14 protein-coding genes are annotated in these 12,346 nt (G+C 56.6%); 8 read left to right on the forward strand and 6 right to left on the reverse strand.

Annotation, left to right across the window (positions count from 1 at the left end; translation table 11 throughout):
- Positions 1-224 precede the first annotated feature (224 nt).
- The 4 genes from PSJE_RS03280 to PSJE_RS03295 form a co-directional block, all read right to left on the reverse strand.
- On the reverse strand, positions 225-431 hold the full coding sequence (locus PSJE_RS03280; RefSeq protein ID WP_090455117.1) for a hypothetical protein: 207 nt from the start codon (positions 429-431) through the stop codon (positions 225-227).
- Positions 432-549: 118 nt separating this feature from the next.
- On the reverse strand, positions 550-1,170 hold the full coding sequence (locus PSJE_RS03285) for a hypothetical protein (protein ID WP_057716608.1): 621 nt from the start codon (positions 1,168-1,170) through the stop codon (positions 550-552).
- Between the two features lie 654 nt (positions 1,171-1,824).
- Positions 1,825-2,520: a tRNA (adenine(22)-N(1))-methyltransferase gene (locus PSJE_RS03290; RefSeq protein ID WP_280523318.1), complete on the reverse strand. Its 696-nt coding sequence runs from the start codon at positions 2,518-2,520 to the stop codon at positions 1,825-1,827.
- A gap of 110 nt (positions 2,521-2,630) precedes the next feature.
- Positions 2,631-3,587 carry a threonine dehydratase gene (locus tag PSJE_RS03295; RefSeq protein WP_090455115.1) on the reverse strand — a complete coding sequence of 319 codons (957 nt, stop codon included), beginning with the start codon at positions 3,585-3,587 and terminating at the stop codon, positions 2,631-2,633.
- A gap of 96 nt (positions 3,588-3,683) precedes the next feature.
- On the opposite strand from PSJE_RS03295, the gene PSJE_RS03300 reads away from it, so the two are divergent.
- Positions 3,684-4,562: a helix-turn-helix transcriptional regulator gene (locus tag PSJE_RS03300; protein WP_224795403.1), complete on the forward strand. Its 879-nt coding sequence runs from the start codon at positions 3,684-3,686 to the stop codon at positions 4,560-4,562.
- A gap of 110 nt (positions 4,563-4,672) precedes the next feature.
- Positions 4,673-5,296, forward strand: coding sequence for an eCIS core domain-containing protein (locus tag PSJE_RS31510; RefSeq protein WP_256355706.1), 624 nt, complete (start codon positions 4,673-4,675; stop codon positions 5,294-5,296).
- 51 nt (positions 5,297-5,347) lie between these two features.
- Here the strand turns inward: PSJE_RS31510 and PSJE_RS03310 are convergent, their stop codons facing one another.
- Positions 5,348-6,304, reverse strand: a complete 957-nt coding sequence (locus PSJE_RS03310) for an AraC family transcriptional regulator (RefSeq protein WP_090455113.1) — start codon at positions 6,302-6,304, stop codon at positions 5,348-5,350.
- A gap of 199 nt (positions 6,305-6,503) precedes the next feature.
- Here PSJE_RS03310 and PSJE_RS03315 point away from each other — a divergent pair, with 199 nt between their 5' ends.
- Positions 6,504-7,457 carry a diiron oxygenase gene (locus PSJE_RS03315; RefSeq protein ID WP_090455112.1) on the forward strand — a complete coding sequence of 318 codons (954 nt, stop codon included), beginning with the start codon at positions 6,504-6,506 and terminating at the stop codon, positions 7,455-7,457.
- A 78-nt stretch (positions 7,458-7,535) separates the two neighbouring features.
- Positions 7,536-7,958 carry an MAPEG family protein gene (locus PSJE_RS03320; protein WP_090457871.1) on the forward strand — a complete coding sequence of 141 codons (423 nt, stop codon included), beginning with the start codon at positions 7,536-7,538 and terminating at the stop codon, positions 7,956-7,958.
- An 11-nt stretch (positions 7,959-7,969) separates the two neighbouring features.
- Here PSJE_RS03320 and PSJE_RS03325 read toward each other — a convergent pair whose 3' ends face one another.
- Positions 7,970-8,362 carry a GFA family protein gene (locus tag PSJE_RS03325; protein ID WP_057714901.1) on the reverse strand — a complete coding sequence of 131 codons (393 nt, stop codon included), beginning with the start codon at positions 8,360-8,362 and terminating at the stop codon, positions 7,970-7,972.
- Between the two features lie 332 nt (positions 8,363-8,694).
- On the opposite strand from PSJE_RS03325, the gene PSJE_RS03330 reads away from it, so the two are divergent.
- The 4 genes from PSJE_RS03330 (at position 8,695) to PSJE_RS03345 (ending at position 11,920) form a co-directional block, all read left to right on the forward strand.
- Complete coding sequence (locus tag PSJE_RS03330; protein WP_057714902.1) at positions 8,695-9,375, forward strand: DUF3313 domain-containing protein; 681 nt, start codon at positions 8,695-8,697, stop codon at positions 9,373-9,375.
- Positions 9,376-9,534: 159 nt separating this feature from the next.
- The gene (locus tag PSJE_RS03335) at positions 9,535-9,996 is read left to right on the forward strand and encodes a hypothetical protein (protein WP_090455111.1); all 462 of its coding nucleotides are present in this window, start codon (positions 9,535-9,537) and stop codon (positions 9,994-9,996) included.
- A gap of 623 nt (positions 9,997-10,619) precedes the next feature.
- A complete protein-coding gene (locus tag PSJE_RS03340) occupies positions 10,620-11,441 on the forward strand; it encodes a transcriptional regulator (protein WP_090455110.1) in 822 nt (273 codons plus the stop codon).
- Positions 11,438-11,920, forward strand: a complete 483-nt coding sequence (locus tag PSJE_RS03345) for a hypothetical protein (protein WP_090455109.1) — start codon at positions 11,438-11,440, stop codon at positions 11,918-11,920. Before PSJE_RS03340 ends, PSJE_RS03345 begins: the two co-directional genes overlap by 4 nt.
- The last annotated feature ends 426 nt before the right edge of the window (positions 11,921-12,346 follow it).

Consider the following 12,346-nt stretch of genomic DNA (forward strand, 5'->3'; position numbering starts at 1 on the left):
ATATTTATGACATTTAAAAAGACAACGTTCATCAATTGGCGTGTGCAATGATCCAGTTGTTGCCGTTTTGGCCATGGGAAGCGTGAGCGGTTGAGATAAACATTGTGCGGCGGCTTCCGGTGTTCATGGCTGAGTCTCCAAACGGCAGGGGTTGTCGTTATCTTTAATCGCTATCAATTAAATCGTATGCGATGGATGAATATTCAACCAAAGCCCCAATGATGTCAAAGTTTATTTTGTGCCTTGCCGATGAGCGGTAGACGCGAGATCAACCTCGCTACCCTCTCCCTTGCGGAAAGGATGATGGGCTTCTCACCGTCCGGCCCTCCGGAGCCCCCGGTTACGCGCATCGGATCGCTTTCACCCATGACGATCAACGCTTTGGCGCTGAAGTGAAATGGACGTTTTTCATTCGAAAAAAAACCGGCCATTCGAGCCGGTTCTTTGATTTCCTGAGCCCCACACACAAAAAACCCCCTCACAAGGAGGGGGTCTGATGTTTGAAAGGTTCAGACAGGTTCCCCCGTCTTTTCCTGGAGTCTCGTCAGTTCAGCGCAGCGCAGGAATACCCGCAAACAACCACGAAGTTTCTTGAACCGGAGTTGCTTCGTTGCGCTTACGCGCCCACTGGGTCAGCGCCACCATCATCGCAAAGCCGAGCACGATCAACACCGGATAGGCCATCAGCAACTCGGTGAGCGAATACTTCCAGGCCAGCGGTCGACCGACACCGAGCATGGCGGCATACAACCAGGACACGCCCGACAGTGCGCCAGAGAACAGGGCAAACATTCGCACATTGATCTGTAGATCAAGCAGCGAACCGGCCTTCAGCATTGCCGGCAATACATAGCGGTGCAACAGCATGCCGTTGAACGTCAGCAACAATACAATAATAACTTTTGCTTGAAGTTTCGGATTGGCAAAATAGGTCATGCCTTTTTCAAGGTAATCAATACCTATAATCGCAGCTCCGGTGACCCACAAGAAGATCAACGCATTGGAAACAGACTTCTGAAGACTGGCCATATGTTCATTATCGTGCCCCGACGACACGCGACCTTTCAATAAGTCCTTTACCATTGCCGCGTCGCTGGCAAACACCAGGCCAATAGCTACGCAGCAAGCCAACAGGTGAACGTACACAACGCCTAAACGCAAAAACTCCATGGATTCTTTCTGGCCGATCAGGCCGATAATTGTACTAATATCCAAGATTACATCTCCACTTATTGCGGCAGTGCAAATTGACCATGCCCCAGGCATGCGAATTAATTAATTAATTAATTGCGCCTGCACGATCAAGTTCGCATTGATTGAATCGACTAAATAATTTGGTATTACAAGAGAGAGCGACTCGCCCAGCAAGTCAGTGATGACGACATACTATCACTCCAGGTCTCAGGTAAAAAAAATCCCCATGCGCATTCCATTCAATGCAGATGAGGTATACGTCCATTTTATTAGTGAGTGCAGCGCGAACTGTCAAAGGATCCGCCTGCCGGTAAATCAGAGCGAAGCATATCAAAATCGTTCACTTTTTGAGCAGCACGCTCGACAAACGGTACTAAATCCAACACCTGGAGGTACCTGTTTTCCTGGCGGAAACCTGCATAGCTACGGTGCTGAATCGCTTCACCATGCATACCGAAAAAAAACCCGCTATTGCGCTGAACTTTCGTCGCCAGCCCCGACCAATGGCGAAAATTGCCTACTGGTCACCGGCAAATTCGAGTCACCTGAAGGGGCCGTCGACGCGTCTCGTTCGACTCAGCCACACCCACGCTGAATCGAGGTTCTTTTTGAGCGGTGCCCCAGGCTTGCTCAAGCCAGCAATTGGGTGATCCACCGGGCCTGCCGAGCGATGTCCTGCACCGTCTCCTCCGGCACGGCCTGCGGCGCCTGGGCAAAGTGGCTCAGGGTCTTCTGTTTCTGGCGCAACTTGCGCTGCCACTTGACCAGGAACGCCGGGCTGCGGGTCTGCATCTGCAACGGGCCGAAGTACAGCTCCCGGGCGGTGTAGATCACCGGCCCTGCGCGTTCAGCGACGATAATTTCGTAGTCGAAACGATTTTCCCGCAGCACTTCCTCGCAGAGGATGCGATAGCCATTGTCCATCAGCCATTGGCGCAGTGGCTGCTCGCCGCCGTTGGGCTGCAGGATCAGGCGCTCCTGACCGCTCAGGTACGCCTTGCCACTGTCGAGGATGTCACGGATGGTTTCGCCGCCCATGCCGCAGATGCTGACCGCTGTAATCCCGTCTCCCGGCTCGATCGCCGCCAGGCCGTTGGCCAGGCGCACGGTGATTTGCGAGTCCAGGCCGTTCTCGCGCACGGTGCGGTTGGCAGCGTGGAACGGAGTCAACGCCACCTCGCCGGCCACCGCCGCCGCAATGGCGCCACGGCGCATCAAGGCCACCGGCAGGTAGCCGTGATCCGAGCCGATATCGGCCAGGCGCGCACCGGCTGGCACATAGGCGGCAACGCGCTCCAGGCGCATGGACAATGTCTGTTCGTTCAACTGCGGCCCCTTTTCACCACTAACGTCCGGCGACTTGGGCCGGATCGGGCGTGATTCTGTCGAGCAATGCCGTGCATTTCAAATTTATGTGACCAGGGTCATGGCCCTTTTCACGCAATCACTTGCGCATACACCGATCTGTCGACGTTGCCACCGGAGAGAATCACCCCCACCCTTCTTCCCGACATGGCTTCACGCTCCGAGATGAGCGCTGCCAACGCCGACGCACCGGCCCCTTCGGCAAGGTTATGGGTATCGGTGTAATACACGCGCATGGCTTCGGCGATCTGGTCATCGCTGACCGATACGATCCGCGCAGCACCTGCCGCGTAGACGGCAAAGGCTTCAGGAATCGGCTTGCGCACGGCAAGGCCGTCGGCAAAGGTGTTGGCCGAGGCGGTTTCGCGAATTGCGCCAGCGTCAAACGATAGCTGTGCAGCCGCCGCCTGCGTGGAAACCACGCCAACCACTTCGGTTTCCAGACCCAGCGCATCGCGGGCGGCGATCACCCCGCAAATCCCCGATCCACAGCCAATCGGTACATAAACGGTATCCAGGTCCGGTGCTGCGTTGAACAGCTCCAGCGCATAAGTGGCGACGCCTTTGACCAGCTCGGTGTGAAACGGCGGAACCAGGAACAGGTCCTGCGCGTGCGCCAGACGGGCAGCCTCTTCACGGGCATCATCGAAGTCGCGGCCATACTCGACCACTTCAGCGCCAAAGCCGCGCATGGCGTTGTTCTTTTCTACCGAGTTACCTTCCGGCACGACGATCAACGCCTGCAAACCCAGTGTGCGAGCCGCCAGTGCCAGGCTCTGGCCATGGTTGCCGCGGGTAGCGCTGACAATGCCCTTCGCGCCCGGGTGCTCGCGCTTGAGCCAGTGCATGAACGTGATACCGCCGCGCACTTTGAAGGCACCGGTAGGCGTGTGATTTTCGTGCTTGACCCACACCGTGCAACCCAACCGCTGAGCCAGCAAGGGCCAAGGGTACTGGGCTGTGGCGGGCATGACCTGGTAAACGTGGCGAGCAGCTTGTTCGATATCGTCGCGAGTCAGTGTGTGCATGAGAGGTCCCCCTGAGGTTTTGCCCAGTCTGAACAACGGCGCAGTACTCCGGCTTTCAAAAAACTGACCTGACTTTTGTCCCTCCTCTTCACTACTATGGTGTCCATGAGTCATCGAAATCGCCCGCCGCCACCACGCTTGTCCGAACCGGTCCGTCGTATCGAGGCCGGCCCTTGGGCAATCGAATTGCTCCCCGGCTGCGCCTACGCGACCCGCTATGTCGCGACCCAGGCGGGAATCGGCTTCGCCTTCGACAGCCAGCGAGGCCTGCACGCCATCGGCAGCGACCGAATACGCCCCTTCGATGCCGTGCCCAACGGCCTGGCGTTCGTCCCCGCCGGGTGTGACGTGTTGTCCGAATCCCCCCAGGGCGGTGAATACTTGCGGGTGATTCGCACCGATGCCATGGCGTTGATGGGGGATCGTGCCTTCAACAATCGCATCGACCGGCAGGCCACGGCTCTCGCGTGGCGTATGCGTGCCGCGCTGTTGCTGTCCTCTGTGGAGGACGATTGGGAGGCCTGGGCACTGGCATTGTCCGAACGGGCGACGGGTAGCGAAGCGGTGTCGACAACACCCCATGGCTCGATAACCGGCAGCCGGATGCGCTTGCTCGATGAGTTCATTGATGCAGGCCTCGAAGACCCGTTGAGCGTACCGGCGATGGCGGGCCTGCTTGGATTGTCCGAAGGGTATTTCATGCGGGCCTTCAAAAACGCCACCGGCAAAAGCCCGCACAGCTACCTGATCGACCGACGCCTCGCCAAGGCCCGTGCCCTGATGCGCGATTCGACCGCCACCCTGACGGAAATCGCCTACGCCTGCGGTTTCAACTCCCAGGCGCACATGGCGACCACCTTCAAGCAACGTCTTGGAGTGAGTCCGGCGCAGTTGCGTCAGTCTTTGGGGCTAGAGCAGATTGACAGCGAATCCCACGCCAAGGCTGACCTGCTCGGCGTGGCCAAAAGAAACTGAGGAACCCAGGGAATCGAACGGTGTCGCAGCGGTCCAACACGCGGCAGCACAATGGGCGCGAGACGCCCAACGTATTGCCTGCCGACCGCCATTGCCCATGGGAGAACCCATTGCCAGCTATTTTTTTGCGTCAAGTTTTCCGGTTAGCGATCGTGCTCTTTTGCGCTGGCACCTCGTCCTCGGTTTTCGCCTGCCCGGCCGGGCAGTATCAGGTCTGCATGGTCGCTTGTTTTTGTGCTCCAGGTTCCGAAGAGGAAGCTGGAACGATCTTCGACGACATGAACCAGATGGCGGCCTCTGGATTGCAGAACTGGATTGTGCAATCGCGCAACACCGCGGCAACCGGCGATATCCAGCCAATCCCGCTGAATATCCGGGCCCAGCTCGAACCCTACTATGACATTCAAGTGCTCGATTCGGTTCGCTACAAGGTAGGCGATGATGTGGAGCTGAACGCCGCACACACCATGCTGCAGAATCCTGATGTACGTGCGGTCACCCTTATCGACATCATCGTCTTTCGAAATCCCGAAGATGCACTTAACGATGTCGCGCTGTGGGCGCATGAGTTGAAGCACGTGCAGCAGTACCAGCAATGGGGCGATCGCGAGTTCGCCACTCGTTATACCCGTGATTACGAAGCCGTCGAGGCGCCTGCCTACGAGATTCAAGCCCAGGTAGCCAGAGCGCTACGAACCAGTCAGGCTCGGGCAGAATCGCCTCGATATCCTTGAGCAAGGGTCAAGCCTGGTCAGGTAACCATCAAGAGGTGGTACCGCCCCTTCTCATGCGGATTGTCTGCGCCAGGTGCCGGGGGATGTGCCGAATTGGCGTTTGAATGCGCGACTGAACGCGGCTTCGGAGTCGTAGCCAACGGCAAAGCCGATTTGCGCCACATTGCCGCGACCTTCGCGCAACTGTTGAGCCGCCACGTGCATGCGCCACAGCGTCAGGTATTGCATCGGTGGCTGTCCGACCAATGCCGTGAAGCGCTCGGCGAACACCGAGCGCGACATGCCCACCTCAAGCGCCAGGGCTTCTGCCGTCCAGCCTTCGGTTGGACGGGCATGCAATAGCGCCAGTGCGCGCCCGATATGCGGATCCCGCAACCCCGCCAGCCACCCACGCCGCTCAGCGGGAAGGCTGGCGACATACTGGCCGACGGCTTCGACGAATAGCAGCTCCGATAGCTTGGCGATGACCGTTGTCGAGCCGACGCGGCCCGCCGCGATTTCACTGACAGCAAAACGAAAGGAGCTTTCGATCCAGGTGCCCGAAGCCGTCGCACGCAAATCCAGTTTCAATAAGGAAGGCAACGACGAAAGCAACGGACTGAAGGGTGTTTCTGAACCGAGGAACCCGCACAGCAACTGCGTGGCCTCGCCGCCCCCTCCGTACTTGATCCGTGATATGCCGCCGACTTCTGGCGGCTGGATGACTTCTCTGGCTGGCATGGGCGCAATGCTCAGGTCGCTGCCAAAAGAATGTGCGTCGTTGCGAGGAAGCAAAACGAGTTCGCCTGCCCCTACCTCGATGGCGGCACCACCGTCGATTTGAATTTGCATGCGCCCAGCGGCGACAAAGTGCGACGCAATGATGTGTCGAGGTGCCGCCAGGAACGGCTTGCAATCATCTGCCGAGATTCTGCCGTTGATGCACCAGGGCGCAGTGAGCTCCGCCTCGAGGAAGACCCCTCCAGACAGCCGAATCACACGCAACACATCAGAAAGCGCATCCAACACTTGACCGCCCTCCTTTCCGGAGTCCGGAGCAGGTTTTCAGGCGCACCGGTCATTCACCGCCTGAACTGCGACGCCTAGATTAGCACCAACGCGGAATCAGCGATCGAAACTGTCCCCAGAGGCTTCACCCAGGGTCATTGGCTCCGACGTCAACCGAAATTGCCCCATTCCAACGGCACCAGGGCAGCAGGAGATCCATATGAACAGCGTCGTTACCCTACCCGGCTCAGCGTCAGGCAACACCGCCCGTTATGCGCAAATGGTCAGGTCATCGAAAAAGTCCGAATGGCAGATCGATCGCGATCTGCTCCAGGACCGCAGTTTCGACTTCTCGCGCAAATTCCTCCCCGACGGACTGTCGCAGGTCGACCGCCTGACCTTTCTCGATGCGGCCCAGGCGCGCCTGCTCAGTCAGATCCAGGGCCGGACCTATGCGTACATCTTTGGCCTGGTTGAGCGTTTTATCAGTGCCAAGATGCTCGATCAGGGTCGGGCCCATGTATTTGACAATCAACTGGCCCTTGAAGCACTGGTGCGTTTTTCCAATGACGAGATCAAGCACCAGGAGTTGTTTCGGCGCATGGAGACGATGATGAGTTCGAAATTGCCAGCGGGATATCGTCAGGTTGCCGATCCAAACGAGGTGGCGCGCGCGGTACTGGCGGCCAGTACCTGGTCGGTGCTGGCGCTGACCTGTCACATCGAGCTGTTTGTTCAGGCGCACTACGTGCAAAGCATCGCCCCGCGCGAGGAACTGTGCCCGTTGTTCAAGGATGTCTTCAAATTCCACTGGAAGGATGAAAGCCGGCACGTCGTACTCGATGAGCTGGAATGGCAGGACGAGCACGCGAAACTCTCGTCGGCCGAGCACGACCAGGCAGTGAATGACCTGATTACGCTGGTAGCGGCCGTCGACGCGATCCTGCAGGCACAATCGGCAGCCGATGCCGACTACTTCATCAGTCATGCTTCACGATCGTTCAGTGTCGATGAGACCGCGCAAATCAAGGCCTGCGTGCTGAGTGCCTACCGCTGGCAATACATTATCTCGGGCGTACGGCATCCACACTTCGGTCGACTGCTGACGCAGATGACAACGCCAGCACAGATGTCCAGGATTCAGACCGCTCTGGCCCCCATCATGAGCAATTGACCGACAGCGCGCGACTGACTGCTCGTCGGTCGCGCTGCGGGACGACGTGCTGACAATGAACCATCGAGGATGGCGGCCATGACGATACCGATGTGGATGCTGCTTGGGTTTGCGACCTGGACCTTGCTGCTATTGATGGCAACCGTCGGGGTTTATCGCTGGGTCGCAATCCTGTTCTCGAGTGTTCCGATCGCCTCTTTCCGAAGCGATCGGCTCGAAGGCGAAGATTGGTATCGCCGCGGGACAAGGGCCCATGCCAACTGTGTGGAAAACCTGCCTGTGTTTGGCGTCATCGTGTTTGTGATTACAGCCCTTGATGTCAGCGGCGCCGTAGTGAACTACTTGTCCACACTCGTCCTGATCGCTCGCGTGTGCCAGTCATTGGTTCACGTCTCCCATGAGCAAACCAATGCGTTCGTGGCAGTTCGGTTTGCCTTCTTTAGCGTTCAGTTGGTGTGTTTTCTCGCGCTCATTGTCATAGCCGCTTGTTATGGCATATGAACAGGTGCCCGCTAATCCTCAAATCGCCCCGTGCCGTCTCGATCGCGCTCGTAGTGTCGGGTGAGTGCAAACGCCGGCAACCAGGCCTCGCGCCGCACAGTCCAGCTCTCGTAGGTTGGCGTCAACTGGTCAGGGGCATCCAGAGATCCAAGGTTCACCTCGACTTCGTCTGCGCTGCGTGAGAACACCGACGAACCGCACTGCGGACAGAAGTGCCGCCCGGCGTAGTCACGTGTTTCGCCCTCGATTGTCACGGCATCCTGATGAAATATCGCGGACGCGTGGAACAGCGCCCCATGGTGCTTGCGGCAGTCGAGACAGTGACAAACACCAACCCGGAACGGGCGCCCCGACGCGACAAGACGCACTTTGCCGCACAAACAACCGCCGGTGAATCGGTCCATGCGGTGCCTCCTTCAGGCCGTCCGAAACGGCGTATCAGCGTGGGAACAGGAACGTCACGGCGGCGCCAAAACCGGCGCTGCAAAGGGTTAGCGTAGGCAACTGTGATCGATGTGCAATTTGTCCTGACCGTGTGTTTAACAGTTTTTGAGAGTTATTGATTCGGATTATCCCGCCGCTACGGGCAGCATTCGGCCCGCATTGACCGGCGTGCAAGCACCTGCTTTGCGTAACCGACCGGCAAATACCAGTGCCTGAAAACAAGGCGCCCGGACCAATGCCGGGGCCAGGTCGGAACCCGAATGACAACTTTCATCACTTGAGAACCAAACATATGGGCATGTCGAATAAATGGATTGCGGGTATTGCTTTGAGCTGTGTATTTCAGGTCGGCTGTGTCTCGCAAGTCGCGCAGCAAGAGCAATACTCGGGCTTCCTGGGCAATTACCAGGGCCTGGAGGAGCAAACTACGCCGAGTGAGCAGAAAGTATTGCGCTGGGTATCGCCAGGGTTCGATCCACGCGCGTATTCCACTGTGGTGTTCAGGCAGATGGAACTGTATCCATCGCCGCAGCCGACCGCGCGCGTCAGCCTGAAAACCCTGCAAGACCTGCAATTGATGGCCAGCAACAGCGTCAAGACCGCCTTTGCCCGCCGCTACGCGATCGTCCCTTATCCACAATTGGCGCCGACCAATTCACGGTCGCTGATCCTGCAGGCGGCGATCACTCACGTCAGCGCCAACAACGAAGGCATGCACTGGTATGAGGTCGTACCAATCGGGGCCATTGTCGGGGCGACACAAGCAGCCACCGGGCACCGGGACCAGACCGCCGAGATGTACATCGAAGCCAACCTGATCGACGCCAAAACCGGTTTGCCGGTAGCGAAGATCGTGCGCAAGGTGTTCGGCGAGACCATCAAGAATGCCAAGCAGCCGATTGTTGCCAATGACTTCAAGGTTGCACTCAAAGGCATGTCAGACGATATGCAGGCCCTGCTCCTCAAGCATTGACGTTCAAGCAAACCCCATCGCAAGCGTGAAAGTGCCTGCCGTCCACCGGCATTGGATGGCATTGCAAGCAAACCGGCATGGGGTTTCAACGTGGCGCCACGCCGCGTTTTCCCTCTGACAAACCGTTAGCCGTGCCGACGCCTGACGCGAGACTCGATGATGAAAATTCTGGCCCATACCCTGGCGATCCTGATGCTGTTGATGAGCACCAGCGCCCTGGCGGCAACCGTGATTCCCCTCAAAGGTCAGACCTCCCAGGCCATCCAGCAGGACACCAGTGCCTGCCAATCCCAAGCCAACGCGCAGCATCCGGTACAAAGCACCGTGCCCTCCGGTGGTCGGGCCAAGGGCGCCGCAACCGCCGCGGTAGCCGGTGCGACGGCGGCGGAAGTTCGGGGCCGCCAACATGAAAACGTCTATGATCAGATCGACGACGATACCCGCCAAGACTATCGCCAGAACCACGCACGCAGTGCCGCGGCTGCCGGCGTCGTCGTGGGGGGCGCCAGGCAACGCCAGGCGCGCCGGGAGAATCTGAGTGAGAGCGAACAAAGCATCACCGCCAACAACTCCGTCTACAGCAGCTGCCTGCAACAACGTGGCTACGATGTTTTGCCTTGATCGATGACGACAACGGCGTGAAGAACCAAAAAAAAGCCCCGGGCCCTTCATGAAAGGACTCGGGGCAAAGTCGTAGAACGAGAGGTGAGGATCGTTGACGCCGCGAGAAACAAACCGTGGACACGCAACGTTCCTCGAGATCCATTTAAATCGGTAACGTCCCTGGTTAAAAGCTAATAAGAATCAAAAATAATCTTTCACAAGCCAAGTGCACAAGAACACCATCATTGATTTGTATCCTGATAGTTCAGGCTGATACAGAAACCTGGCGCAACAGCGAGGTTAGTTCATTGAGGTGTAGCCGCGCGTCCCCCCTCCTGCCCGAGCTTGCAGTTTTCGGATAGCGCAGTTAATCCATTCCAAGCATTATTCATGGTGTCCAAATCGAAAACCATGGGTCATCCAGCAATGCTTTTCCTTTGTATGATTGAACGGATACCTCTGACAGACAGGGCTGTTTGCCGAACTGCACGCCTCTGAAACGAGCCAATCCAGCATCGTAAATGCAACACACAGTGCACCTTCCGCTGGGCCCTCATCTTCGTTCACTTCCCAGACCAGAATGTACCGAGCCAAATCCGGCCCCTATACTCAGGCCAGCACCGCCTGAACGGAAGATTTCTATGAGTTACACCTTCAAGTTGAAAAATGGCGCCGTCGCGGTGTTCGACCCGGACAGCGCCATGCTTTCCATTACAACACCCCATGGAGATGTACAGAATTCCACGCTAGGTAGAGCTGAGTCGCGCCTGTTGGACCTGCTCCTCATGGAGCCAGGTGTCACTAAAAGCCGCGATGAAATCATCGACTACACCTGGAATGACCGCGTGGTTGCCTCCGGCAGTTTGAATCAAACGGTTTTCTCACTACGCAATATTCTCAATGACAGCCGGGATCACGAGATCTTGATGACTGTTCCTCGACGAGGATATTGCTTCAACCGGCAATGTGTCGTCGATGCAGAAGCACATGTACCGGCACCCCGGGAGGAAACAACGCAGCCCCCCGCCCCCATCCCTGAGCAACTACCGCCGGCTGGTAGTGACGGGCTGCTGGCACCCTCAGGTAAAACCAATGAATCCGCGCGCATTACAAAAGCCCAGCTGATCGCTTATATCGTTACGCTGGCAGTCGTTGCCTTTACTGTTTTTCAATTCGACTTCGACGCGCCAAAAATTGAAATTTCCAGTACCGACAAGAATGGGCTGGTCATACACGCCGTGGGCAGCGATCTTGCCGAGGCGCAAGCGCTGATGGAGTTGTCCGCCAAACAAACCGAACAGCTGCCACCAAACCTGAAGGGCCAGGTCTGGATCAACCTGTATAAAGCCAATTATTCCGTTTCGTGCATCCGCCAGGATCTAAGCACTGCAAATCTACAATTGAACAGCAGCGAAAGGGACCTCGCCTTGATGATTCGTCAATGTCTGGAAGTCACTTTATGAAATTTGAAATTTCGCAAGCGGTTCACTGGCCTCTTATAGGCTTGATCAATGCACTGTGCATTTTCTCTTTCGTTTACTCACCTTCGCACTACATGGAAAATATCAGTTACCAGACAAAATCCCGACAATGGCTGGAAGATCTCAATCAACTCAACACCGAAGAGTACCTCACTATCGGGCATGGCAGGCTCACGGGGACCACGCTGGAAAGCCTGAATGGGAAAATCCGCAACGCGACCATCTCAGCGAACATAATCGGAGAAAGCAATAAACACGTCGAGATCAAAGTCAGCAACATCAAGCTCAGCCAGGACAATGAACTTTTTGCCATTGAAAAGACCCCTGACTTGTTCTTTAGACGTCAATACGTCTTGCAAGAAGGCGCCATTCTGAACTACGAGTTGATCCCGACCCAGGATAAAAACGCGGTGTGTTTTTACATCCATGAACTTGGCCGTTTGCGCTGCATGAACCATTAATCGGCCTCCCGAACGGGCTCGACACCCGTCTGGCAAAGGTTCACATCAAAGAATTTTCAAACAAAAATAATACTTATTGATTTGAATCAAACGTCTCCCCCGCCAAAAATCCCTCCTCGATAATCCTTGGAATCGAGCCTGCTTGATTCTCGTCCGGGACAATGCCCTACAGAGGGAATCAAGTGAACGCCATGCATTTCCTGCGAGCCCATAAATCGACGACTTTCAGATTCCTGGGGGTCTTGTTTCTGTCTGCCATTCCACTTTATTCGTTGGCGCACGACGAGCACTCCGTCGAAAGCACGACCATTGAATATTATGAAGTTGAAACAAGCCCGGATGACAGCCAGAAACTATCGCATCTGAAGATTTACAGTGAGAATGAGTATCATACAGACGAGCAGAGCAGTGATTCTACTCTCCCCG

The sequence above is a fragment of the Pseudomonas jessenii genome (assembly GCF_002236115.1).
In the GTDB taxonomy this organism is placed as follows: domain Bacteria; phylum Pseudomonadota; class Gammaproteobacteria; order Pseudomonadales; family Pseudomonadaceae; genus Aquipseudomonas; species Aquipseudomonas jessenii.